We start from the raw sequence: 24,387 nt of genomic DNA on the forward strand, positions 1-24,387 counted from the left end.
TGATGAGCGATAGCGCCGGAACCGCAGACGAAGCGGACGAACGATGACCGAGACAATGACCCAGGGCCCCGAACACATCAGCGTGCGCGGCGCGCGCGTGCACAACCTGCGCGACGTCGACGTCGACGTCCCGCTGCACCGGCTCGTCGGCGTCGCCGGCGTCTCGGGCTCCGGCAAGTCCTCGCTCGCGCTCGGCGTGCTCTACGCGGAAGGCTCGCGCCGCTACGTCGAGGCGCTGTCGACCTACACCCGCCGCCGGATGTCGCAGGCCACGCGCGCGGCGGTCGACTCCGTCGAGCACGTGCCCGCCGCCCTGGCCCTGCGCCAGCGGCCCGCGGTGCCGGGCATCCGCTCGACCTTCGGCACCTCGACCGAGCTGCTCAACGTGCTGCGCCTGATGTTCTCGCGCCTGGCCACGCACGTCTGCCCGAACGGCCACCGCGTCGCGCCGACGATCGACGTCGCCGCCGAGACCGCCTTCACCTGCCCCGAGTGCGGCGCCGAGGTGCGCGCGCCGGGTGCGGAGGAGCTGGCCTTCAACTCCGCCGGCGCCTGCCCCACCTGCGAGGGCACCGGTACTGTGCGCACGGTTGACGACGCCGCGCTGGTCCCCGACCCCGGCAAAAGCATCGACGACGGCGCGGTGGTGCCGTGGCAGATGTTCGGCTTCAACGTGCAGCCCGCGATCGCCCGCGAGTTCGGCGTGCGCACCGACGTGCCATGGTCCGAGCTGGACGAGCGCGAGCGCGAGATCGTCCTCGACGGGCCCGAGGAGAAGAAGCACATCACCGTCACCACGAAGAAGGGCGTGCACGAGCTCGACTTCACCTTCCGCAACGCGCGCCTGACGGTCACCGAGGAGCTGCGCCGCGCCGACACCGAGAAGCGGCTGAAGCGGGTCAGCCGCTTCCTGCGCGAGGGCACCTGTCCCGACTGCGGCGGCACCCGGCTGGCCCCGGCCGCGCTCGCGCCGCGGATCGGGGAGCTCAACCTGGCCGAGGTCACCGCGATGACCCTCGACGGGGTGCTCGAGTGGGCCGGCGGGGTGGCCGAGACGGTGCCCGCCGACATGCGCCCGATGGCCGAGGCCCTGGTGGAGACCCTGACCGGCATGGCCCGCCGCCTGGTCGAGCTCGGCCTGGGTTATCTCAGCCTGGACCGGGCAGGCTCGACGCTCTCGACCGGCGAGCGCCAGCGCGTGCAGCTCGCCCGTGCGGTGCGCAACCGCACCACCGGGGTGCTCTACGTGCTCGACGAGCCCTCGATCGGCCTGCACCCGGTCAACGTCGACGGGCTGCTCGGGGTCATGCGCGACCTGCTCGCCGACGGCAACTCGGTGGTCTTCGTCGACCACGACGTGCAGATCCTGCGCGAGGCCGACTGGCTCATCGAGATCGGCCCGGGCTCGGGAACGGAGGGCGGTACCGTCATCGCCCAAGGCGCGCCGGCACAGCTGCCGGAGTCGGCAGGCTCGCTGCTGGCCGGGTTCCTGGATGGGTCCGAGGACCCCGTGGTGCAGCCCGGCGCCGGGGCCGCGGAAGTCTTCGACCACGGAGCGATCCGGCTCGAGACCGACGCGGTGCACACCGTGCATCCCCTCAAGGTCGAGTTCCCGCTGGGCCGGCTCACCGCGATCGCCGGGGTGTCCGGCTCCGGCAAGAGCACGCTGCTGCTCGAGAGCCTGGTGCCGGCGCTGCAGGCGCGGGCCGGCGCGGCCGCGGCCGGTTCCGGTGGGTCCGCGGGAACCGCGAAGAAGGGTAAGGACTCCGGGAACCACGTGGTCCCGGCGCCTGAGCACGTGCGCTCTCTCGAGGCGCCGGAGGGGATGAAGGTGCAGGTCGTCGACGCCACCCCGATCGGCCAGAACGTCCGCTCCACCGTGGCCACCTACAGCGGGGTCATGGACCAGCTGCGCAAGGCGTACGCGGCCACCGACACCGCGCGTGCGGCGGGGCTGTCGGCCTCCGACTTCTCCTACAACACCGGCTCGCTGGCCTGCCCGCGCTGCGAGGGCACCGGCCAGGTCACCCTGGACGTGCAGTTCCTCCCGGACGTCGAGATCACCTGCCCCGAGTGCGGCGGCGGCCGCTACGCGCCGGCGGCCGAGGCCCACCGGCGCGGCGGGATGTCCCTGCCGCAGCTGCTGCACTGCACGGTGCGCGAGGCCCTCGGGCACACCGGGGATCTGCCGGCCGTGCACCGGAAGCTGGGCCGGCTCGAGGAGCTCGGCCTGGGCTACCTGACCCTGGGCGAGGCGACGCCGAGCCTGTCGGGCGGCGAGGCGCAGCGGCTCAAGCTGGTCAGCCAGATGCACCGCGACCAGACCGACACGGTCTTCGTCCTCGACGAGCCGAGCGTGGGTCTGCACCCCCTCGACGTGCGCACGCTGGTCGGCGTGCTGCGCAAACTCACCGACCGGGGCGCCACCGTCGTGGTCATCGAGCACGACCTGGACCTGATCGCCAACGCCGACCACGTCATCGAGATGGGGCCGGGCGGCGGCGAGGAGGGCGGCCGCGTGATCGCCACGGGCACCCCGGCGCAGGTGGCGGGCAACGAGGAGTCGGTGACGGGGCCGTACCTGGCCCGCACCCTCGCGGCGCACGCGGGGTGAGGGGCCGAGGCCCGGGTTGTGCCGGCCCCGGCACAGACCCCGGACCCCTACTCGAAGAGCAGGCCGACCCCGTAGGTCGCCACGAGCGCCAGCGCACCGCCGATAGTGACGCGCACGGACGCCTTGACCGGGTCCGCGCCGCCCAGCTTGGCGGCCAGCCCGCCGGTCGCGGCCAGCGCGGCCAGGGTGACCACGCCCGTGATGATGATGCGCCCGGACTCGGGCCCGAGCAGGATCGCGATCATCGGCACCAGCGCGCCGACGAGGAAGGACATGAAGGAGGCCAGGGCCGCGGCCCACGGGCTGACCAGCTCGTCCTCCTCGATGCCCCAGTGCACGTCGAGGTGCGCGGCCAGCGGGTCACGGGCCGTAAGCTCAGTGGCCACCGCCCGCGCCGTGGCCGGCGACAGGCCGCGGCCGCGGTAGATGTCGACCAGCTCGCGGAACTCCTCGCCGGGCTTGACCTGCAGGTCCTCGCGCTCCTCGGCGACCAGGGCGCGCTCGGTGTCGCGCTGGCTGGACACGGAGACGTACTCGCCGAGGGCCATGGAGACCGCGCCGCCGAGCACCGCAGCGGCGCCGGCCGTGGCGATGGCGGTGGTCGACGCCCCGGCGGCGGCCACACCGACGACCACGGCGGCCGTCGAAACGATGCCGTCGTTGGCGCCGAGCACGCCCGCACGCAGGCGGTTGAGCCTCTCATTCAGGCCGCTCGCGGCGTCCTCGGGGTGGCGCTCCACCTCCTCACCGGGCGGGGCGTCGGGTTCGTAGACGAAGGGACAGGCGCCGCCATGCTCGAGCCCGTGCTCGGGCCCATGCGCGGGCGATGAGCCGGCCGCGCCGTCAGCGCGGACGGGGGAGTCGGTGGCGGGGTCGAGGCAGGGCCTCTTGGTGGGGTCAGCTGTTGCGTTCATAATTCAATGATGCGTACGCAACCGGGCGCCCGCAAGGCTGCATAGGCTGCCATTACCTCAGGTAAGAGGCCATTTTAAGGCAAGGGTTCGGTAAGTTGAACAAGCTGCTCCCCGGTCCCCGAACCACGTCCGACGCACCCCCCGAACCAGCCCTGAACCACCCATGACAGATGTCATGGCCGATTCATGACACGCACCCCATACCCGTACCCTCCCGCGCGCGTTGACTCAGAGTCATGGAAACGAGAAGACAGCCACCCGCCACCCCGGCCATCCGGGTCCGCGGCCTGCGCAAGGACTTCCCCGGCACGGGCGTCGGCGGCCACCGCGGCACCGTGCACGCCCTGCGCGGGGTCGACCTCGAGATCGACCGGGGCGAGATCGTCGCCCTGCTCGGCCCCAACGGCTCCGGAAAATCCACGCTCATCGACCAGATACTGGGCCTGGCCGGCCCCACCGCAGGCCACGTCGAGGTCTTCGGCGGCACCCCGAAGGAGGCGGTGAGCGCCGGCCGCGTCGGCGCCGCGCTGCAGACCGGCGGGCTGCTGGACGACCTCACGGTCAACCAGACCGTACGCATGTTGGCGACCACCTACGCCGAGCACCGCGACGTCGGCAAGCTCCTGGAGTACGCGGACCTGACCGAGCTGGCCGGCCGCCGGGTGCGCAAGCTCTCCGGCGGCGAGCGCCAGCGCCTGCGCTTCGCGCTGACGATCCTGGCCGACCCGGACCTGATGATCCTCGACGAGCCGACCACCGGCATGGACGCCACCGCGCGCCGCGACTTCTGGCGGCGCATGGAGGTGCTGGCGCGCGCCGGGCACACGATCCTGTTCGCCACCCACTACCTCGAGGAGGCCGAGCACTTCGCCGAGCGCACCGTGCTGCTGGCGAAGGGGAGGGTGATTGCCGACGCGCCGACCTCCGAGCTGCGCGACCTTACCGCGCGCCGCACCGTGTGCGTCGACGTGCCGCGCGCGGCCGCCGCCCGGATCGAGGGCGCCGAGATCCTCGCCGAGCCCCGCGGCGCCCGCCGCGCCGACGGAGCGGGCGCCGACGCCGCCGGCGCCGACACCGCAGGCACCACCGCCGCTGCCGTCGACACCGTCGACACCGCCGACACCGCCGACAACACAGACACCGTGCGCGTGTGCGTGCACGCCGACGCCGCCGGCGCGGACCGCCTGGCGCTGCGCGTGCTCGGCGAGCTCGGCGGGCGCAACCTGACCGTCGAGCAGAACTCCCTGGAAGACACGTTCGTCGCCCTGACCGGCGCCGACGACACCGACGACGAGGAGAACCCGCGATGAGCAGCCCGATCAACCTGCGCTTCACCGGCTGGCAGGTCTACCGCACGCTCGCCGACGTGACCACGATGGTCTTCACCGTCGGCCTGCCGGTGATCTTCTACCTCATCTTCGGCGCGGCGATGGCCTACGCCGAGCTGCCCTTCCGGGACGGCAACATCGCCGCCTACGTCATGATCGGCATGGCGCTCTACGGCGGCATCTCGGGGGCGATCTCGGTGACCGGCCAGGTCCACCTCGAGTACGCCTCCGGGTGGGCCCACCAGTTGGCACTGACCCCGCTGACCACCGCCCAGGCGCTCTTCGCCCAGCTCAGTGCCGTGATCACGGCGACGATCCTGCCCGTGCTCGCCGTGAACGTCACGGGCCTTGTGACGGGCGTGGAGATGCCCGCGGACGAGTGGGTCATCTCCGCGCTGATCACCGTGGCGGTCTCGGTGCCCTTCGGCTTCTACGGCCTGGCGATCACCGCGGCCTGGGCCAGCCCCAACGCGATCTCGATCGCCACGACCAGCACGGTGATTCTCGCCTTCGCGGCGAACATGTTCATGCCGCTGACCGAGTCCCTGCTCAACTTCGCCCGGTTCACCCCGCTCTACGGGGCGGCGGCGCTGGCGCGCTGGCCGCTCTCGGACGGCTGGCAGCTGCTGGCCGAGGAGCCGAACTTCCTGCAGCACGAAATGTGGTATGCGCTGGTAAATATAGGGGTATGGACGGCGATCTTCGTCGCGGCGTGGCTGCTTCTGCGCCGCAGGATGACCCGCAGGTGACCGGCGACGGCGCGCACGCCCCGGGCCCCGGCGGCGTGCGCGGCAGGCTGGCCGAGTGGCGCGCCGACTTCCGGGGCGGCGACAGCAGCTACGCCACCATCTGGCTGCTCCTGCTGCTCTTCCCGGTCTACCGCGGCTTCGTCGAGGGCCCGCTCACCGGCGTGGCGGCGCTGGTGACCGTGGCGGCCTTCAGCGCGTTCTACGCCGCCGGCTTCGGGCTGGCCTACCGCCGCCCCGTCGGCTGGAGCCGGCCTGCGCGCTGCGGATTCTGGGTCGCGGGGATGCTGATCTGCGCGGCGGCCGCCTGGCCGTTCATCGGCGCCCTGGTCGTCTTCTTCGCCCCGTACCTCGCGGTCTTCTGCGCCTTCCACCTGCGCCTCTCCCACTCGCTCCTGGCCGTGGGCGCCATCATCGCCGCGGGCGTGGGCGTCACCGCGCTCTACGGCGACGGCGCCGTCGAGGCCTTCTCCGGCACCACGATCATCGTCCCGGCCTTCCTGCTGCTGCTCGCCCAGGTCATCCAGCGCCAGACCCGCGCCGAGGAGCTCGCCCACGAGCTCGAGCTGACCCGCCAGCGCGAGACCATCGCGCTCGACGTCCACGACGTCCTGGGCCACACGCTCACGGTGGTCAACCTCAAGGCCGAGGTCGCCCGCCGCCTGATGGACACCGACCCCGGGCGCGCGCGTGCCGAGGTCGAGCAGGTCGCCGAGCTCTCCCGCATCGCGCTCGCTGAGGTCCGCCAGGCCGTCACCCGCACCCGCCGCCCGGACTTGCCCGGCGAGCTCGCCGCCGCGCGCCGGGCGCTGGAGACCGCCGGGGTCGAGGCGGAGATCGACGCCGGCGACGAGGCCCCGCCCTTCGCCGCGGCCGTGGTGCGCGAGGCCGTCACCAACGTCGTCCGCCACGCGCAGGCGAGCCGCTGCCGCATCACCGTCACGCCCCGCGGTGTCGAGGTGATTGACGACGGTCGCGGCATGCGCGGCGCCGCGGTGGGCGACGGCGAGGGGCTCGCGGGGCTCGCCCGGCGCGTGGAGGCGTTGGGCGGTACCTTCACCGTCGCCGACCGCGAAACGGGCGGCACCCACCTGAGTGCGCTGCTGCCGGCGCCGAAGCGGCCGGACGCGCGCGGTGCGCAGGGGTCGGACGGGGACCGGTCGGACGGGGACCGTCAGGACGCGCGGGCCACGGACCGCGGCGAACGGGAGGACACGCCGCGCGCCGGGCGGCCGGGGCAGCCGGCGTGATCCCGATCCTCATCGCCGACGACCAGGACCTCGTGCGCGGGGCCCTGGCCGCCCTGCTGGACACCGAGCGCGACATCGAGGTCGTCGCCGAGTGCGGCCGCGGCGACGAGGTCGTCGACGCCGTGCGCGCCGCTGACCCGCGCCCGCGGGTGGCGCTGCTCGACATCGAGATGCCCGGCGGCGGCGGGATCGACGCGGCCGCCGCCCTACACGAGGCCGACCTGGGCTGCCGCTCGCTGATCGTGACCACCTTCGGCAGGCCCGGCTACCTGCGCCAGGCGCTGGCCGCCGGGGTCAGCGGCTTCCTGGTCAAGGACACCCCGCCCGAGCAGCTCGCCGAGGCGGTGCGCCGGGTGGACTCCGGGCTGCGGGTGGTCGACCACACCCTGGCCGAGGAGTCGCTGTTCACCCCGGAGTGCCCGCTGACCCCGCGGGAGCTGGAGATCGTGCGCGCGGCCCGCGACGGCGCCTCGGTGCGCGAGATCGCCTCCCGGGTCCATCTGAGCCCGGGCACGGTGCGCAACCACCTCTCGGCGGTGATCGGCAAGACGGGCACCGCCAACCGGCACGCGGCGGTGCGCCGCGCCGAGGAGGCCGGCTGGCTGTAGCCGGCGCCCGGAAATTGTCCCGATATCGCCGCTGTTCGGGGCCGCTGTATCGATAAAGGCTTTCGATTTCGGTTTGCTTACCCGCTCTGACCTGGGCTTATGATTGCCGAATGAACTCTGCAAGGTATGGCTCCACCGGCCGGGCGGCCCGGTCCACCGCCGGCTCCCGGTCCACCGCCGGCCCCCGGTCCACCCGCGGCGCGCGCGAAAACCACGCCGGGCTCGGCATGCGCGGCGCGCTCGCGGCCGTCGTCGCCGTCGTGACCGCCCTCGCCCTGACGGCCTGTTCCGCCACCGGCGGCGCCCCGCGCAACCGCGGCGGCGACGGCGAGGGCGGCGGGGGAGTGGACACCCCGCGCATGACGGTCGCGATGGTCAGCCACGGCGCGCCGGGCGACACCTTCTGGGACCTGGTGCGCAAGGGCGCCGAGGACGCCGCGCAGAAGGACAACATCGAGCTGCGCTACTCCTCGCACCCCGAGCTTCCCGAACAGGCCAACCTCATCCGCAACGCCGTCGACTCCCAGGTCGACGGGCTGGCGGTGACCATGCCGAACCCGGACTCGCTGGGCCCGGTGGTCCAGACCGCCGTCGACGCCGGCATCCCGACCGTCGGCCTGAACTCCGGCATGGACCGCTACCAGGACTTCGGCATGGCCGCCTTCTTCGGCCAGGAGGAGAAGGTCGCCGGGCGCAAGGCCGGCGAGCGCCTCGGCGAGGAGGGTGCGAAGAAGGTCCTCTGCGTCATCCACGAGCAGGGCAACTCCTCGCAGGAGTCGCGCTGCGCGGGCCTGAAGGAGGGCCTCAACGACACCGCCCCGGGCGGCCAGGTCGAGCTGCTCTACGTCAACGGCATGGACCTCACCGCCGTCGAGTCGACGCTGCAGGCCAAGCTCTCCCAGGACCGCTCGGTCGACTGGGTCATGGGCCTGGTCGCCCCGGTCGCCCTGACCGCGGTCTCCGCGCGCGAGCAGGCCGGCGCCGAGGCCAGGATCGCCACCTTCGACACCAACGCCGAGCTCGTCGGCGCGATCGAGGACGGCGAGGTCGAGTTCGCCGTCGACCAGCAGCCGTACCTGCAGGGGTACATGGCGGTCGACACGCTGTGGCTGGCCCACCGCAACGGCTCCGCGCCCGGCGGCGCGCGCCCGGTCTACACCGGACCGAGCTTCGTCGACGCCTCCAACGTCGACAAGATCGCCGAGGCGGCCAAGGAGGGGTTGCGTTGAGCGAGGCCACCCCGATTTCCGACGCCGCGCCCGGCACCGCGGGCGCGCCCGGCACCGCGGGAGCGGAGAGCACCGGCGCGGAGACCACCGCGTCCCGCGACGACCGCCTGCAGACCTCCACCAGACTGCAGTCCCTGCTGCGCCGCCCGGAGCTGTCCAGCCTGCTCGGCGCGATCCTGATCTTCGCGCTCTTCTTCGCCGTCGCCCCGGCCTTCCGCAGCCTCGACGCCTTCGCCACGGTGCTCTACGCGTCCTCGACGATCGGCATCATCGCCGTCGGCGTGGGCCTGCTGATGATCGGCGACGAGTTCGACCTCTCCTCGGGCGTGGCCGTGACCACCTACGCGCTGGTGGCGACCATGCTCAACTACAACCTGTGGCTGAACTCCTGGGTCGGCGCGGCGATCTCGCTGGCCACCGCGCTGATCATCGGCGCGCTCAACGGCTACCTGGTCACCCGCACCGGCATCCCGTCCTTCCTGATCACCCTGGCGGCGTTCCTGATGCTGCAGGGCCTGAACCTGGCGATCACCAAGCTGGTCACCGGCCAGGTGGCCACCCCGACGATCTCGGACATGGAGGGCTTCGACTCCGCCCGCGCCTTCTTCGCCTCCTCGGTGGACGTCTTCGGCGTGCAGGTGCGCGTCACCGTCTTCTGGTGGCTGCTCTTCGTGGCGATCGCCACCGTGGTGCTCTACCGCACCCGGGTGGGCAACTGGATCTTCGCCGTCGGCGGGGACCAGAAGGCCGCCCGCGCCGTGGGTGTGCCCGTGCGCGCCACCAAGATCGGCCTGTTCATGACGGTCGCCTTCTGCGCCTGGTTCGTCGGCATGCACAACCTGTTCATGTTCGACTCGATCCAGGCCGGCCAGGGCGTGGGCAACGAGTTCATCTACATCATCGCCGCCGTCATCGGCGGCTGTTCGCTGACCGGCGGGCGCGGCACGGCCATCGGCACCGCGATCGGCGCGCTCATCTTCGGCATGACCAACCAGGGCATCGTCTACGCCGGCTGGAACCCGGACTGGTTCAAGTTCTTCCTCGGCGCGATGCTGCTGTGGGCCGTGCTGACCAACAACTCGTTCACGCGCTGGGCCGCCGCCGGCCTGCCGGGGCGAAAGCCCCGCACGCTTGACGACGCCGCGCCTGCCGCACGCCCGGAGCCCGGGTCCGACGAGGCGCGCGGCACCGCCGCGCGCGGGGCGCGCGACGCCGCAGGTACGCGCGACGGGAAGCGACGCGACGTCGTCAATTCGGAAGGGGAGTCCCATGAGTGAGCCGCTGGTTGAACTGCGTGACGTCACCAAGTCCTACGGGCCGTTCGACGCGCTGCGCGGCGTCGGCTTCGCCGTGCGCGCCGGGTCGGTGACCTGCGTGCTCGGCGACAACGGCGCCGGCAAGTCCACGCTGATCAAGGTGCTCGCCGGGCTGCACCGGCAGACCTCCGGGCAGCTGCTCATCGACGGCGAGGAGGTGCGGTTCTCGGGCCCGCGCGACGCGCTGGACCACGGCATCGCCACGGTCTACCAGGACCTGGCCGTCGTCGGGCAGATGAGCGTGTGGCGCAACTTCTTCCTCGGTCAGGAGCTCAGGGGCCGTCTGGGCTGGCTGCGTGTCGACGAGATGCGCGAGACCACCGCGCGGGCCCTGGCCGAGATGGGCATCGACATCCCGGACGTCGACGTGCCGGTCGATTCCCTGTCGGGCGGGCAGCGCCAGGTGCTGGCGATCGCGCGCGCGGTGCACTTCGGCGCGCGCCTGCTCATCCTCGACGAGCCGACCGCCGCGCTGGGTGTCAAGCAGTCCGGGATGGTGCTGCGGCTGATCGCCGCGGCGCGCGACCGGGGCCTCGGCGTCGTGTTCATCACGCACAACCCGCACCACGCGTGGCTGGTCGGCGACCGGTTCGTGCTGCTCAACCTGGGCCGCCAGACCATGGACGCCGCCCACGACGAGACCAGCCTCGACGAGCTGACCCTCGAGATGTCCGGCGGCGGGGAGCTCGAGGAGATCTCCGAGCAGTTGCGCGCCTAGGCGCGGCCGTCCTTCTTCGCGTCGCGCTTGGCGGCGGCGTCGTGCTCGGCCTTCGCGTCGCGGGCGTCGTTGTCGCGGGCGGCCTTCTCGGCGGCCTCGGCCTCGGCGTCGGTGACCTTGCGGGAACCGCCGGCGGGCTCGGCGTCGACGTCGTTCTCGCGGATGTAGTGCTGGCTGACCTCGTTGTCGACCTCGGGCTCGGAGACCGTCAGCGCGTCCAGGTTGCCCTCCTCGGGCTCGTCCTCGACCAGGCGGTGCTTGGCGGAGTCCTCGGCGTCCTCGGCCTCGATCTCCTCGGCGGCCTCGTCGGCGCGGGCGGTGCGCTCCATGACGTCGTTCTCGGAGCGGTGGCGCTCGAGCTGCTCGTCGAGCGAGGCCAGCAGCTCCTCGCCCTCCTTGGTCAGCCCGCCCTCGGCGGCCTGCGCCTTGAGCACGGTCTCCTCCTGCGGGGTGCGCGGGGCCTCGGCGGTCGCGGCGGGCTTGTCGTCGCCGGTCTCGGTGGAGTAGACGAGCTTGGACTCGCCGCGGGTCTGGGCGTGCTCCTCGACGCGCGGCGGGATCAGGCCGGCCGGGTCCTGCTTCTCGCGGCTGAACCAGTAGTAGAGGCCGCCGCCGATCGCGGCCAGCGCGGTGCCCAGGCCGACGAGCAGCCAGGTGCGGCGGCGCTTGTCCTTCTTGGCCTTGCCGGTGATCTTGTCGATCTTCTTCTGGGCCTTCTCGGCGGCCTTGTTGCTCGCCGCGAGCGCCTTGCGGCGGGTGCGCTTGCTCATCTTCTTCGCGTTGAGGGCGGCGGACTCCTGGGCGTCGGCGGCGTCCTGCAGGTAGTCGTGCGAGCTCTCGCGGGCCTCCTTGAGGGCCTTCTCGATGCGCTTGCGGGTCTCGGCGGTCAGGGTGCCGGCCTCGTCGGCCAGGTCGGAGGCGCGGTCGCCGAGCTTGGCGACGGCGTCCTTGCCGGCCTTCCTGACGTCGTCGGCGACGTCGTCGTAGTTGTCGGCCGCGCCGAGCAGCGCGTCGTAGGCCTCCGAGACCTTCCGGTCGCGGAAGTCGCTGTAGCGCTCCCAGGCGTCCTTCCCGGCGGCGAGAGCCATCTTCAACGTCGAGGTGTTCATCGGGGCGATCCTTTGCGTGTTCGGCTGTGGTCAGTGCGTTTGGTGCCCAGGGTAGTCACGCGGCGCGACACGCGCGGGCGGGCGCGTGATCCACCGGGTGATCTACACTGGCCGACATGACTCTCAAGACCGCTACCGCGATCCTGCACACCAACCACGGTGACATCACCGTCGAGCTCTTCGGCAACCACGCGCCGAAGACCGTCGCGAACTTCACCGGCCTGGCCGAGGGATCCATCGACTACAGCAGCGAGAACGCCGCCGGCACCACCTCGGGCCCGTTCTACGACGGCTCGATCTTCCACCGCATCATCAAGGGCTTCATGATCCAGGGCGGCGACCCGACCGGCACCGGCATGGGCGGCCCGGGCTACAAGTTCGAGGACGAGTTCCACCCGGAGCTGCGCTTCGACCGCGCCTACCTGCTGGCCATGGCCAACGCCGGCCCCGGCACCAACGGCTCGCAGTTCTTCATCACGGTCGCGCCGACCCCGCACCTGAACAACCACCACACCATCTTCGGTGAGGTCACCGACGAGGCCTCCCGCAAGGTCGTCGACGAGATCTCCGCGGTCGCCACCGACCGTCGCGACCGTCCGAAGGAGGACGTGGTCATCGAGTCCATCGAGGTCAAGGAGGCCTAGGCCCTCCGCAGCCGGTGCCTGCGCGCACCGGCGCCCGATTTCCGACGCCTGCGCCCGCACCCGCGGCGCGCACCACCCGTCGGAGCGTGGGCCGGCTTCCGCCGGCCGCACCGCCCTTCTCCCGCACCGCGCGGGAGAGGGCGATTTTTCGTGTGTCGGGGGAGAGCGAAGGGGTCCGGTGCGTGGACGGGGACTCGCAGGGTGGCGCCGGGCGCGGGACGTGCGTGGAGGGTTGCGGGAGGTGTGGAGCAGGGTCTCCCGGCTACCGGACGCGGACGCATGGGCCTCGTCTGAGCCGCTGCGGTAGTTTTCGGGGTATGCTGCGGTAGTTTTCGGGGTATGCTGCGGTAGTTTTCGGGGTATGCAGGATCAGTCGGCAGGCGGCCCGGACTTCGCGTCGAGGGGACGCCCCGGCCCGCCCGGGCCGATCGACATCGTGAGGCGCTGGTTCCGCGACGTCCCGGTGACCACCGGCATCACCGCCGCCATGCTCGCGGTCTGGCTGGTCTGCGCCTTCCAGGCTCGATCGATCACCGCCACCGGCGGCGCCCCGCTGGCGCGCGCCTGGATGCTCTGGGGCCCGGAGTTCCTCTCCGGCCTGGGGCCGCTGCGCGCCCTGGGCTTCATGTTCGTCCACATGGACGCCTCGCACGTGGTGCTCAACGGGCTGATGACGCTGTTCATCGGTCGTGAGATCGAGCGCGCCTACGGCTCGGGGGTCTTCGCCGCGGCCTGGCTGGTCTCCGGGCTGGGCTCGGCACTGGCGGTGCTCATGCTCGACCCGCTCGCGCCCACCGGCGGCGCCTCGGGCGCCGTCTACGGCCTGATGGCGGTGCTGGTGGGGCTCGCCGCGAAGAACAAGGCGGATCTGCGGGCGCCCCTGGCGCTCGTCGGCGTCAACATCGTCTACACGCTCATCGCGGCCAACGTCTCGCTGTGGGGACACCTCGGCGGCCTGGCCGCCGGCGCCGTCGTCGCCCTGCTGCTCGCCGCCCGTCGCCCGGGCGTCCGCCGGGCCGGTCTGGTCACGGCTCTCGTCGCCGTCGTCGCCGCGCTGGCCGGCTACGTGATCACGGGCGGTTACTGACAGGTTCGACCAGTCCGGGGGAGGGGAGCGCGCCGGGGACGGGGACAGCCTGGAGCCGGAAGCGCGCCGGGGACGGGGACAGCCTGGAGCCGGAAGCGCACCGGGGGTCGGTGTGTGCCCGGGGGTCAGTGTGTGTCCGGGAGCCCCGTAGCGGGGAGGGGTGACCGACAGAGTGGTCACCGGTGAGGGATTCAGCGCACTTGCGCTGCGTGTTTCGGGGCCCTGTGGCATCCTGCGGGTGAAAGCGCCCCCGGAGGAACGGGGCACGGGGGAGATCGGACAAGACGGGGTTCACCCGCGCGTCGGTCCGGGGGTGATCACGGGGTGGGAATTACAGTCCACGGCGGCAGGGCCGCGACCTGGGGGATGGGGAAGACTGCGGCGTGTCCTCCACAGTCCACACACCGTGACTTTTTCTTTCACCACCATCCACAGGCTTATCCACATTGTGGATAACTACAGTTTTGTAATTTCCCGAATACCCCGAAGATCCACAACTGTGGAAAACCCTGTGGACTGCGCGGAAACCCCAGTGAAACGAACTTTTGTTCGCATTGTGGAGCAGGTGGACGCTTCACCTCCTCCCCATCCACCGCTGTGGAAAGACGCTCTTTCGTCACAACTTCCACAGAATCCTCCACACCCTGTGGATAACTTGGCTCCCCACCCGGTGAAGCACAGCTATCATCGGTGGTGTTCCAACGTCGACCGCCTGGTCGCTACACAACCGGTCCCCCACCGGACCCCGCGGCACACCGTCGGACTCCGGGGCGTCCCGGACACCCCGGGACGCCCGGACTCCCGGGCGCCCCGCGGCACCCGTGCCGGCCCGGGCCGACGCGGCCCGGGGCCCAAGGGGAGGGGGCCGGGGACCGAAAGGAGAGTGTGAGATGGCCCTGCAGCCCCTCTACCGCGAGTTGATCGAGGCGATCCCGCAGACCGCCACGGTGGAGTCCGCCTCCACCACCGGCCTGTGGGCGCGCGTGACCGCCTCCCTGGACGGGGCGGCCTCCATCGGCATCGCCTACTGCGGCGGCCCGGGACTGCGTCCCTGGGACGCCGCCATGGCGCGCGTGACCGCCACCGACCCGCTCGACGCGCCCGCCGCCGCCGAGCTCACCGGCCGAAACCTCCGCGAGGTGGCCACCGAGCTCATCGGCGCCGGGACCCCCGCCGAGCGCGCCCTGGCCGTCGCCGCGATCAACGCCTGGTACTCCCACGGGGCCACGGCCAAGGCCAACGGCTTCGTGCCTACCGCGGCCACCGGCGGCGAGCAGGCCGAGTGGGGCCAGGTTTTCGACCCCTTCCGCGACGTCATCGCCGGCAAGACCGTCGCCGTCATCGGCCACCACCCGGGCGCGCCGTCGGCGCTCGACTCGGCCAGCGACTTCCACATGCTCGAGGTCCCCGAGGGCCTCGACGAGCTGCCCCCGGCCGCCGAGTTCATCGTGCCGCGCTGCGAGATGGTCTTCATCTCCGGCTCGTCGTTCATCAACGGCTCCGCCCCGCGCCTGATCGAGCTGGCCGCCGAGTCCTACTGCGCGCTCATCGGCCCCTCGACCCCGCTGGCCCCCGCGCTCTTCGACCACGGTGTGGACCTGGTGGCCGGCCTCGTCGCCGACGACGCCGACGGCATGGACCGCGCGCTGGTCCAGGCCGCCTACCCGACGATGTTCGCCCACGGCCACCGCGTGCACCGCTCCAAGCCGGAGGGGACCTCCGTGCTGGACTGACGCGGCGTCGTCAAGCACGAAAAAGCCCCGGGTCACGGACCCGGGGCTTTGTCTGTGGGGAGGTCAGGCGCGCACGGCCTGCGGGGCGACCTCGGCCATGGTCGGGGAGTGCTCGACCTCGCCGTCGGCACCCGCCTCGAAGGTCTCCTCGGACCAGATGCCGGAGCGCTTGGCCACGATCGTGGCGACCACGGACTGGCCGGTGACGTTGACGGCGGTGCGGCCCATGTCGATGATCGGCTCGATCGACAGCAGCAGGCCGACGCCGGCCAGCGGCAGGCCCAGGGTGGACAGCGTCAGGGTGAGCATGACGGTCGCGCCGGTGGTGCCGGCGGTGGCCGCCGAGCCGATCACGGAGACGAAGATGATCAGCAGGTAGTGCGTCATGTTCAGGTCGATGCCGTAGAACTGCGCGACGAAGATCGCGGCGATGGCCGGGTAGACCGCGGCGCAGCCGTCCATCTTGGTCGTGGCACCCAGCGGGATGGCGAAGGAGGCGTACTCGGTGGGCACGCCCATGCGGCGCTCGGTGACGCGCTGGGTCACGGGCATGACGCCCATCGAGGAGCGGGTGATGAAGCCCAGGCTGGTCACCGGCCACACGCGGCGGAAGAAGCCGGTGACCGGGATCCGGTTGAGGGCCAGCACGGCCGGGTAGATGACACCGATGACGATGGCGAGGCCGACGTAGATGGCGATGACGAACTTGCCCAGCGAGCCGAGCGCGTCCCAGCCGTAGGTGGACACGGCCTTGCCGATCAGCGCGGCGGTGCCGATCGGGGCGAGCCGGATGATCCACCACAGCATCTTCTGGATGATCTCCAGGAAGGACTCCATGAAGTTCAGGAACGGCTCGGCGGCGCGGCCGGTCTTGACCGCGGCGATGCCGATGGCAAGGGAGACCACCAGCAGCTGCAGCACGGAGAAGCTCAGGGTCGGCTCGCCGTCGCTCATGCCGACGTGCAGGCCGAAGATGTTCTCCGGCACGATGCCCTGCAGGAACGCGGTCCAGCTGCCGGTGTTCTCCGGCTCGGCGGCCGAGGCGGCGTCCACGGAGGTGCCCACGCCCGGCTTGAGCACGAGCGCGACGAGGATGCCGCCGAGGACCACCGACAGGAACGAGGTCACGGCGAACCAGATCAGGGTGCTCACGGCCAGGCGCGCCGCGCCGGTGACCTTGCGCAGGTTGGCCACGGAGGTGATCACGGCGGCGACCACCAGCGGCGGCACCATCAGCTTCAGCAGCTGGACGTAGGCCGCGCCGACGCCGCTGAGCAGGCCGGTCAGCCAGCCCTCGCCGCTGCCGCCGTCCTGGCCGCGGGCGATGAAGCCCAGGATCAGGCCGACGATCAGGCCGGCGATGACCTGCGCGCCGAAGCCGGTGGCCCAGCCGGGCAGGAGGCCCTTGCGCTGTTGGCCGTTGTCGCTTGCCGACGCCGCGTCGGTTCCGCCGCCGCGCACAGGCGCGGCGTCTGCGGCGCGCGCCGTCTCTTTCTCGCTCATAAGTGAGGCTCCCGTCGAAGGTTTTCGTCAGTCGTCCGCGGGGCCTACAGGCCCGCGCGGTCGGTGCTGGTGGTTGTACTGGTGGCCGTGTCGGGGTGTGCGGTCTTCCCCGCCGCATCCTCTGGACAGATCGGTCTATACTCGTCAGACCACTAGGTCTTTGAGCATACATTCCGGTGTAACCCGGGGAAAGTCCAGGGTATTCCCGCTCCCGTCGCGGTCGGTCCGCGGAAACCGCCGCATTGTTTTGTCTGCCACGATACCCTGAGGTCCACATCACAACCGGAAGGACAACATGCGAAAGAACGGACTGACCGCGCTGGTCACCGGCGGGGCCTCCGGCCTCGGCCTGGCGACCGTCACCCGACTGGCCGCCGACGGCATGCGCGTCGTCGCCCTCGACCTGCCGCGCGCGGACACGACCGCACTCAACCGGCTCGCCGCGGACGCCGAGGTCGAGTTCCACGCCGCGGACGTCACCGACGAGGACGCCGTCGCCGCCGCGGTGGAGACGGCGAACTCGCGCGGGGACCTCGCCGTGGTGGTCAACTGCGCGGGCATGGCCAACGGCATCAAGACGGCGGGGTCCAAGGGGCCGTTCCCGCTGGCGGAGTTCCGGAAGGTCATCGACGTCAACCTGGTGGGCACCTTCAACGTCATCCGGCTGGCCGCCCAGGCGATGCGCGGCAACGAGCCGGTCGGGCCCGACGGCGAGGAGCGCGGCGTGATCGTCAACACCGCCTCCGTGGCCGCCTTCGACGGGCAGATGGGTCAGGCGGCCTACTCCGCGTCGAAGGCCGGCATCGCCGGGATGACCCTGCCGGTCGCCCGCGACCTCTCGCGCGACCTGATCCGCGTGGTCACCATCGCCCCCGGCACCTTCGAGACCCCGCTGCTCGCCGGCTTGCCGCAGGACGTGCGGGACTCGCTGGGCGAGCAGGTGCCGCACCCGTCCCGGCTCGGCAGGCCGGAGGAGTACGCCGACCTGGTCTCGGCGATCGTGGCCAACCCGATGCTCAACGGCGAGACGATCCGCCTCGACGGCGCGATCCGCATGGGCATCAAGTAGCGCGGGGATCGGCGGCGCGTGGCGCGCTGGGACGCGCTCCGGAGGGCCGGTGCGTCGTCGCGTGCGCCGTGGCGTGCGCCGCGAATGAATCCGCAGGCGCGGTTCGGCCCTGCGTAGGCGTCCTATTATCCTTGCGGCTAACCGGGACGCCCGGCCCACAGGTCCTGGACCAGGCCACCCTCGCCGCGCCGCGGCCTGCGGTGGCCGCCGGATCTGCGCCGGCGTCCCATTCCCGAGTGCACCCCGATCCCAGAAAGCAGGCGCCATGTCTTCGCCCTCCGACCCGTCGCGCGGCAGCGAGCCGCGGACCACGGACGACGAGGCGATCCCGCCCCAGGCGCAGGCGCCCGGCGCGGTCGCCCCGGGGGCCGCGGTTCCCGGCGAGTCGGGGGCCTCGGCGTCCGATGACTCGGCGCCGGTTGCTCCTTCCGCTCCGGCCGCGCCTGCCGTTCCTGGTGCTCCCACGCCGGCCCCGGCCGCGCCGACGGCACCCGGTGCCGCGGCCCCGGGCGCCGCTGTTCCGACCGCCTCTGCTCCGGGCGCTGCCGCTCCGGGGGCTGCCGAACCTGTGCCTTCTGCGCCGGCCGCGGCTGCCCCGGGTGCCGTCGCTCCCGGCGCCAGCGCCCCGGGTGCCGCCGCCCCGGGCTCGAGTGCCCCGGCGACCCCGGCCGCTCCCGAGACGCCGGCGGCTCCCGCCGCTCCTGCTGCACCGGGTGTGAGCGCGCCGGGCGCCGCGGTTCCGTCCGCCTCCGCCCCGGGTGCCGCTGCGCCGGGGGCTTCTGCTCCGGGCGCCTCCGCCCCGGGAGCCGCCGCCCCCGGTTCGAGCACCCCGGCAACCCCGGCCGCTTCCGCCGCACCTGCCGCTCCGGGTGCCGCCGCCCCAGGCGCCTCTGCCCCTGGCGCGAGCGCTCCTGGTGCCGCCGCCCCGGGCGCGAGTGCCCCTGGCTCTCCCGCTCCGGGCGCTGCTGCCCCGGGTGCTCAGGCTCCCGGTGCTCCCGCTGCTCCGGGCGCTGCTGCCCCGGGCGCTCAGGCTCCCGCCGCGCCCGCGGCCCCCGGTGCCGCGGCACCTGCCGCTCCGGCTGCCCCAGGTGCGAGCGCCCCCGGCGCACCTGCCGCTCCGGGTGCCGCCGCTCCGGCCGCACCTGGTGCGAGCGCCCCCGGCGCTCCCTCTGCCCCTGGGGCCAGCGCACCAGCATCCGGTACCAGCGCACCGGCCGCCGCGGCCCCGGCCGATGCTGCCTCCACGGCCACCGCAGCCACCGCAACTACCGGAACCACCGCGACGGCAGCGGATACCGCCGAGGGGGACCGGCGGGACGTCGGCAAGCGGAAGTTCGCGCTGCCTCGCTGGGCGAAGTGGGCCGGCGCCGTCGTCGGACTCGCCGTCGTCTTCGGCCTCGTCGTGCTCTTCGCACGCTGGCTGGTCGGCACCGGGCCCGTCGCCGACTTCATCGAGCGCTACCCCGGCCGCGCCCCGACGCCCGAGTCCACGCCCGTCGGGTTCCCGGCGTGGCTGAACTGGGCGCACTTCTTCAACATCTTCTTCATGGCGCTCATCGTGCGCACCGGCCTGCAGATCCGCAGCGAGCGGCGTGCGCCGGCCTACTGGACGCCGCACTGGGACCACAAACGCAAGATCTCGATCACCCTGTGGCTGCACCTGTGCGTGGACCTGGCCTGGATCGTCAACGGGATCATCTTCATCGTCCTGCTCTTCGCCACCGGCCAGTGGATGCGCATCGTGCCCACCAGCTGGGAGGTCGTGCCCAACGCGATCTCCGCGGGGCTGCAGTACGCCACGCTGGACTGGCCCACCGAACACGCCTGGGTGCACTACAACGGCCTGCAGCAGATCTTCTACTTCCTGACCGTCTTCGTCGCCGCGCCGCTGGCCATCGTCTCCGGCTTCCGGATGAGCGGCTGGTGGTCGATGAAGTGGAAGCGGGCCTCGAGGATCTACCCGCTGACCGTCGCGCGCGCCCTGCACTTCCCGGTGATGATCTACTTCTGCGTCTTCACCGTCGTGCACGTCGGCCTGGTGCTGACCACGGGGGTCATCGCGAACCTCAACGGGATGTTCGCCGCGCAGGACTCCACGGGCTGGCTCGGGCCGGTGCTCTTTGTGGTCGCGATGCTCGTGACCGCCGGCGCGACCGTGGCCGCCCGGCCGATGCTGCTGGCGCCCGCCGCGCGCCTGATGGGGCGGGTGACCGCGCGCTGAGCGGGGCCGCCGCCCCGCTCGGGCGGCGTCGCGACCGCTCGGGCGGCGTCGCGACCGCTCGGGCGGCGCCGCCGCCCCGGCCCCGAAACGCCGAAAACCGCCCCGGATCAACCGGGGCGGTTTCTCTCTGCTGCCGTCGCGGCGCAGGCTGCTGACGCGCGGGCTGTACGGCCTAGCGCCAGCCCATCGTCATCAGCAGGCCGACGATGAACAGCCCGAAGCCGATGGCGAAGTTCCACGGGCCCAGCTCGTTCATGAACGGGATGTGCGGGCCCGCCAGGTAGTTGACCACCAGCCACGCCAGGCCGAGCAGCATCAGCGCGAACATGATGGTCTTGTACCAGACCGGGGTGCCGCCGGTGTTGATCTTCACCGGGGTGCGGTTCGCGTTCGCGCCGCCCGTGGAGGGCGCCAGCGGCTGGCTCTTCGTGATCTTCGCCTTGGGCATTGCCGGGTCACCTCATGCATGGAACGTCGGTAAGGGGTTCTTGACCCGCACAGTCTAGCAGCAGCGCCGTCCCGGGCCACGTCAGCGGCGCGGGGGCCACGCGGCGGGCCACCTGCCCCGAGCGCCGGCGCGGGCCAGGGGACGGGCCCCGGAACCGGTTGCGGCGCAAGCCCCGCCACCCCGGAGCCCCACACACGAAACGGCCGGCGGCACCCCTGGGGCGCCACCGGCCGCATCAGCATCAGCATCGGCCTCAGCCGGCCATCCGGTCAGGGCTAAGGCAGCAGCGCCTCCGGGCGGAAGTCCCAGACGCGTACCTCGACCGCCTGGTCGCGGCGCAGGTCCTCGCCGGCGGCCGGGGTGGACACGGCGATCTTGTCCTGGTCGGTCAGCGCGCCCGTGGCCACCGGCTCGCCGGTGGTCAGCGCGGAGTCCGGACCCTGCCAGCCCGCCTCACGCAGCGCGGCGATCGCCTGCGCACGGGTCATCCGCGTGATCGAAGGCATCTCGATCAGCCGCCCGTTGGAGACGGTCACGGTCACCGAGGAGCCCTCGTCGACCTCGCTGCCGGTGGCGTCGACGGAGAGCACGCGGTCCTCCGGCTCGCGGGAGTCGACGTAGTTCGGCTCCACGCGCAGGCCCATCGACTCCAGCGTCGAGCGCGCCTCGTCGAGCGAGAGCCCCTTCAGGTCCGGCACGCGCACCTGCTTCTTGCCGGTCGAGACGGTCACGGCGATCTCGGTGCCCTTGGAGATCTGGCTGCCGGCGGCCGGGTTCTGCGAGATGATCTGGCCCGCCGGCACGGAGTCGGACTCCTCCTCCTCGACCTGGCCCTTGAGCGACAGCCCGGCGTTTTCGAGGGTGCGTCGTGCCTCGTCGAGCGACATCCCGCTCAGGTCCGGCACGTCGGTGATCTCGCGTCCCGAGGACACGATGAGCACCACCGCCGTGCCCGGCTGCAGCCGCGAGCCGGCGCCCGGGTTGGTGCGGATGACCTGCCCGCGCGGCACGTCCGGGCTGGGCTCCTCGTTGACGTCGACGCGCAGGCCGGCCTTCTCGAGGGCCTGCTCGGCGTCGGTGCGCTGCCAGCCGACCACGTCGGGGACCGCGACCGCGGAGCTCGACGTGGCACTGTCGTCCTCGTTGGTGAAGAAGTCGTAGGCGAACGCGCCGCTGATGGCGAGCACCACCACGGCGAGCACCGCGGCGATCCAGCGCGGCCAGTTCGACGCGCCGCGCCGGTGACGCGCGCGGTCGTCGTGGCGCTGCGGGCGGCCCTCGGCGACGGGTGCGGGGCGCTCGGCGGCGTGGGTGCCGCCTGCGGCCATGACGGTGGTCGCCGTCTGATTGCCGACGTCCCGTCCGTCGTCGTCGGCGTACCCGGCGCCGGCGGCGGCCGGGCTGACGTGGCTGCGGGCGGCCTGGGTGACCGCGCCGCGGGAGAGCAGCTCCAGCTCGGAGGCCATCTCGTCGGCGGTCTGGTAGCGGTCGGCCGGGTGCTTGGCGATCGCGGTGAGGATCACCGAGTCGACGTTGACCGCCTCGGTGGGGGTCAGGTCCGCGATGTGGTGCGACGGCGGGACCGGGTCCTCCTGGACGTGCTGGTAGGCCACCGCGAACGGCGTCTCGCCCTGGAAGGGCGGGCGGCCGGTGACCAGCTCGTAGAAGACGCAGCCGAGCGCGTAGAGGTCGCTGCGCCCGTCGGCGGGCTTGCCGCGGGCCTGCTCGGGCGATAGGTACTGGGCGGTGCCGATGACCGCGGAGGTCTGCGTCATCGCCGAGGTCGAGTCGTCGAGCGCGCGGGCGATGCCGAAGTCCATCACCTTCACCTGGCCGGTGTTGGTGATCATGATGTTGGCCGGCTTGATGTCGCGGTGGACGATGCCGGCCTCGTGGCTGGCGGTCAGCGCGCGGCAGGCGGGCTCGAGGATGCGGGCGGCCTCGGCCGGGCGCATCGGCCCGTCGGCGTGCAGGATCTCGCGCAGGGTGCGCCCGAAGACGCGCTCCATGACGATGTAGGGCACGCCGAGCCCGTCGATCTCGGCCTCGCCGGTGTCGTAGACGGCGACGATGGCCGGGTGGTTCAGCCGCCCGGAGTTCTGCGCCTCGCGGCGGAAGCGCTCCCGGAAGTTGAGGTCCCGGGCCATCTCCGGCCGCAGCATCTTGACGGCCACGCCGCGGCCCAGCAGCGTGTCCTCGGCCGCGAAGACCTCGGACATGCCGCCGGTGCCGATGACGTCACCGAGTTCGTAACGGTCCGCGATGAGCGTCACAGCGCACCTCCGGTGCCGGTGGTGCCGCGGGTGCCCGCGCCGGACTCGGCGGCGCCGTTATTGGGGTTGATCAGGTCGTTGATGCCCTCCTCGATGTCGGAGGTGTCCGGCAGCGTGGGCATTTCCCCGCCGTCCTGGGTCGGCTGGGTGGGCCGCTCCGGCTGGCTGGGCGACTCGGGCAGCGGGGCGCGGGAGGTCTCGTGGTCCTCGCGGGTCGTCTCGCGCTCCGGGGTGTCCTCCTGCTCGGTCTCGGGCTCGCGGTGGGTGGTGGTGAGCACCTCGGGCTCCTCCGAGGAGGTCACCGTCTCGGTGATGATGGTCTCCTCCTGCGTGGTGGGGGTGGTCGTCTCCCCGCGGCCGAAGAGGCCGTCGAGCAGGCCGGAGGCGGCGGCGAGCACGCCGACGCCCAGGGCGAGCGCGATGATCAGCGCGACGAGCAGGCCGGTGCCGAAGCCGCCGCCCTTCTTCTTGCGGGGGGCGCGCGCGTCCCGGGCGGCCGGGCGTCGGTTGGCGGGGCCGGCGGCGACGTCGGCGCGCCGGGGGCCGGCGGCCTGCGGGCGCACGGTGGTCGGCTGGGCCACGGAGGCCAGCGCCTCGGTCGTCGCCGTCGGCGAGGGCTCGGGCGCGCGGCCGGCCAGCCCCGCGGACTTCGGCTGGGGCGGGTACTCGCCGCGGCGCACCGCGGAGACCGCCAGGGCCAGCTCGTCGCCGTCGGCGTAGCGGCCGGCGGGGTCCTTGCGCAGCGCGGTGGTCACCAGCTCGCGGGTCTGCGGGCTGACGTAGTTCGGCAGCGCCGGGACGGGGTTGTTGATGTGGGCGAGCACCACCGACACCGAGGAGTCCCCGGTGAAGGGGCGCCGGCCCGAGAGGGTCTCGTAGGCGACCACGCCGAGCGAGTAGACGTCGCTGGCGGCGGTGACCTCCTTGCCCTGGGCCTGCTCCGGGGAGACGTACTGGGCGGTGCCGACGACCATGCCGGTACGCGTCAGCGGCACGGCCTCGGCGGCCTTGGCGATGCCGAAGTCGGCGATCTTGGTCGCCCCGTCCTCGGTGACCATCAGGTTGCCGGGCTTGATGTCGCGGTGGACCAGGCCCTTGCGGTGGATGACGGCCAGGCCGTGGGCGGCCTGCTCGAGCACGTCGAGGGCCAGCGACTCCTCGAGGCTGCCCTCGCGGGCGAGCAGGTCGGCCAGCGACTCGCCGCGCACGTACTCCATGACGATGAAGCAGAAGACGGTGCCGGAGGGGTCCGGCACCTCGCGGTAGTCGTAGGTGCGCACCACGTTGTCGGAGTCGAGCGACTCCGCGGCGGCGGCCTCGTTGCGGAACCGGGAGAGGAACTCCGGCGCGTTGGAGAACTCCGGGCGCAGCGCCTTGACGGCCACCTCGCGGGGGTTGTCCGGGTCGGTGTGGTCCACGGCCAGCCAGACGGTGGACATGCCGCCGCGGCCGATGATCCAGCGCAGCTCGTAGTCCTCGCCGATCAGTCGCTGGGCGCGACCGCGGCCCTCGACGTCGTCGTGCTCGGTCATCGTCGCGCTCCCTTCCGTGTCGTGGCTGTCGTTGATCTGGTGCCG

Annotated in this window: 19 protein-coding genes; 13 read left to right on the plus strand and 6 right to left on the minus strand. The window is 72.4% G+C overall.

The features are described 5' to 3' along the window. Positions 1 to 43: 43 nt before the first annotated feature. Complete coding sequence (locus tag CFRA_RS00070; RefSeq protein WP_075662932.1) at positions 44 to 2,614, plus strand: excinuclease ABC subunit UvrA; 2,571 nt, start codon at positions 44 to 46, stop codon at positions 2,612 to 2,614. A gap of 47 nt (positions 2,615 to 2,661) precedes the next feature. On the opposite strand, the gene CFRA_RS00075 is transcribed toward CFRA_RS00070, so the two are convergent. Further along, entirely contained in the window at positions 2,662 to 3,528 is an 867-nt protein-coding gene (locus CFRA_RS00075) for a VIT1/CCC1 transporter family protein (protein WP_083666725.1), read from the minus strand. A gap of 236 nt (positions 3,529 to 3,764) precedes the next feature. Here CFRA_RS00075 and CFRA_RS00080 point away from each other — a divergent pair, with 236 nt between their 5' ends. The 7 genes from CFRA_RS00080 (at position 3,765) to CFRA_RS00110 (ending at position 10,723) form a co-directional block, all read left to right on the plus strand. Beyond that, a complete protein-coding gene (locus CFRA_RS00080; protein ID WP_075662934.1) occupies positions 3,765 to 4,838 on the plus strand; it encodes an ABC transporter ATP-binding protein in 1,074 nt (357 codons plus the stop codon). Continuing rightward, complete coding sequence (locus CFRA_RS00085; protein ID WP_075662935.1) at positions 4,835 to 5,605, plus strand: hypothetical protein; 771 nt, start codon at positions 4,835 to 4,837, stop codon at positions 5,603 to 5,605. The genes CFRA_RS00080 and CFRA_RS00085 overlap by 4 nt, the downstream gene beginning before the upstream one ends. Next, positions 5,545 to 6,852 carry a sensor histidine kinase gene (locus CFRA_RS00090; protein ID WP_083666726.1) on the plus strand — a complete coding sequence of 436 codons (1,308 nt, stop codon included), beginning with the start codon at positions 5,545 to 5,547 and terminating at the stop codon, positions 6,850 to 6,852. The genes CFRA_RS00085 and CFRA_RS00090 overlap by 61 nt, the downstream gene beginning before the upstream one ends. Further along, a complete protein-coding gene (locus CFRA_RS00095; RefSeq protein ID WP_075662937.1) occupies positions 6,849 to 7,460 on the plus strand; it encodes a response regulator transcription factor in 612 nt (203 codons plus the stop codon). The genes CFRA_RS00090 and CFRA_RS00095 overlap by 4 nt, the downstream gene beginning before the upstream one ends. 227 nt (positions 7,461 to 7,687) lie before the next feature. Beyond that, the gene (locus tag CFRA_RS00100) at positions 7,688 to 8,689 is read left to right on the plus strand and encodes a substrate-binding domain-containing protein (protein WP_075662938.1); all 1,002 of its coding nucleotides are present in this window, start codon (positions 7,688 to 7,690) and stop codon (positions 8,687 to 8,689) included. Continuing rightward, positions 8,686 to 9,966: an ABC transporter permease gene (locus CFRA_RS00105; protein WP_211272331.1), complete on the plus strand. Its 1,281-nt coding sequence runs from the start codon at positions 8,686 to 8,688 to the stop codon at positions 9,964 to 9,966. The genes CFRA_RS00100 and CFRA_RS00105 overlap by 4 nt, the downstream gene beginning before the upstream one ends. Next, positions 9,959 to 10,723 (plus strand): ATP-binding cassette domain-containing protein, encoded by a 765-nt coding sequence (locus CFRA_RS00110; RefSeq protein WP_075662939.1) that lies wholly within the window; start codon positions 9,959 to 9,961, stop codon positions 10,721 to 10,723. The genes CFRA_RS00105 and CFRA_RS00110 overlap by 8 nt, the downstream gene beginning before the upstream one ends. Here the strand turns inward: CFRA_RS00110 and CFRA_RS00115 are convergent. Continuing rightward, positions 10,720 to 11,832, minus strand: a complete 1,113-nt coding sequence (locus CFRA_RS00115) for a hypothetical protein (protein ID WP_075662940.1) — start codon at positions 11,830 to 11,832, stop codon at positions 10,720 to 10,722. The genes CFRA_RS00110 and CFRA_RS00115 overlap by 4 nt on opposite strands. Positions 11,833 to 11,948: 116 nt before the next feature. On the opposite strand from CFRA_RS00115, the gene CFRA_RS00120 reads away from it, so the two are divergent. The 3 genes from CFRA_RS00120 to CFRA_RS00130 all read left to right on the plus strand — a co-directional run bounded on the left by CFRA_RS00120 (position 11,949) and on the right by CFRA_RS00130 (position 15,296). Further along, on the plus strand, positions 11,949 to 12,476 hold the full coding sequence (locus CFRA_RS00120; protein WP_075662941.1) for a peptidylprolyl isomerase: 528 nt from the start codon (positions 11,949 to 11,951) through the stop codon (positions 12,474 to 12,476). Between the two features lie 361 nt (positions 12,477 to 12,837). Next, positions 12,838 to 13,563 (plus strand): rhomboid family intramembrane serine protease, encoded by a 726-nt coding sequence (locus CFRA_RS00125; RefSeq protein ID WP_083666727.1) that lies wholly within the window; start codon positions 12,838 to 12,840, stop codon positions 13,561 to 13,563. 890 nt (positions 13,564 to 14,453) lie between these two features. Continuing rightward, positions 14,454 to 15,296, plus strand: a complete 843-nt coding sequence (locus CFRA_RS00130; protein ID WP_075662942.1) for a Rossmann-like domain-containing protein — start codon at positions 14,454 to 14,456, stop codon at positions 15,294 to 15,296. Between the two features lie 63 nt (positions 15,297 to 15,359). Here CFRA_RS00130 and CFRA_RS00135 read toward each other — a convergent pair whose 3' ends face one another. After that, complete coding sequence (locus tag CFRA_RS00135) at positions 15,360 to 16,799, minus strand: dicarboxylate/amino acid:cation symporter (RefSeq protein WP_083666728.1); 1,440 nt, start codon at positions 16,797 to 16,799, stop codon at positions 15,360 to 15,362. A 295-nt stretch (positions 16,800 to 17,094) separates the two neighbouring features. Between CFRA_RS00135 and CFRA_RS00140 the strand changes: the two genes are divergently transcribed. Beyond that, positions 17,095 to 17,868 carry an SDR family NAD(P)-dependent oxidoreductase gene (locus CFRA_RS00140; protein ID WP_075662943.1) on the plus strand — a complete coding sequence of 258 codons (774 nt, stop codon included), beginning with the start codon at positions 17,095 to 17,097 and terminating at the stop codon, positions 17,866 to 17,868. Positions 17,869 to 19,270: 1,402 nt separating this feature from the next. Next, on the plus strand, positions 19,271 to 20,089 hold the full coding sequence (locus tag CFRA_RS11750) for a cytochrome b/b6 domain-containing protein (protein WP_245797594.1): 819 nt from the start codon (positions 19,271 to 19,273) through the stop codon (positions 20,087 to 20,089). 172 nt (positions 20,090 to 20,261) lie between these two features. Here CFRA_RS11750 and crgA read toward each other — a convergent pair whose 3' ends face one another. The 3 genes from crgA to CFRA_RS00160 form a co-directional block, all read right to left on the minus strand. Then, on the minus strand, positions 20,262 to 20,537 hold the full coding sequence (crgA, locus tag CFRA_RS00150; RefSeq protein ID WP_075662945.1) for a cell division protein CrgA: 276 nt from the start codon (positions 20,535 to 20,537) through the stop codon (positions 20,262 to 20,264). A gap of 275 nt (positions 20,538 to 20,812) precedes the next feature. Further along, a complete protein-coding gene (gene pknB / locus CFRA_RS00155) occupies positions 20,813 to 22,810 on the minus strand; it encodes a Stk1 family PASTA domain-containing Ser/Thr kinase (RefSeq protein ID WP_075662946.1) in 1,998 nt (665 codons plus the stop codon). Next, the gene (locus CFRA_RS00160; RefSeq protein WP_075662947.1) at positions 22,807 to 24,342 is read right to left on the minus strand and encodes a serine/threonine-protein kinase; all 1,536 of its coding nucleotides are present in this window, start codon (positions 24,340 to 24,342) and stop codon (positions 22,807 to 22,809) included. The genes pknB and CFRA_RS00160 overlap by 4 nt, the downstream gene beginning before the upstream one ends. Positions 24,343 to 24,387: the final 45 nt, after the last annotated feature.

Origin of the sequence: Corynebacterium frankenforstense DSM 45800 (genome assembly GCF_001941485.1) — a bacterium.
GTDB classification, from domain to species: domain Bacteria; phylum Actinomycetota; class Actinomycetes; order Mycobacteriales; family Mycobacteriaceae; genus Corynebacterium; species Corynebacterium frankenforstense.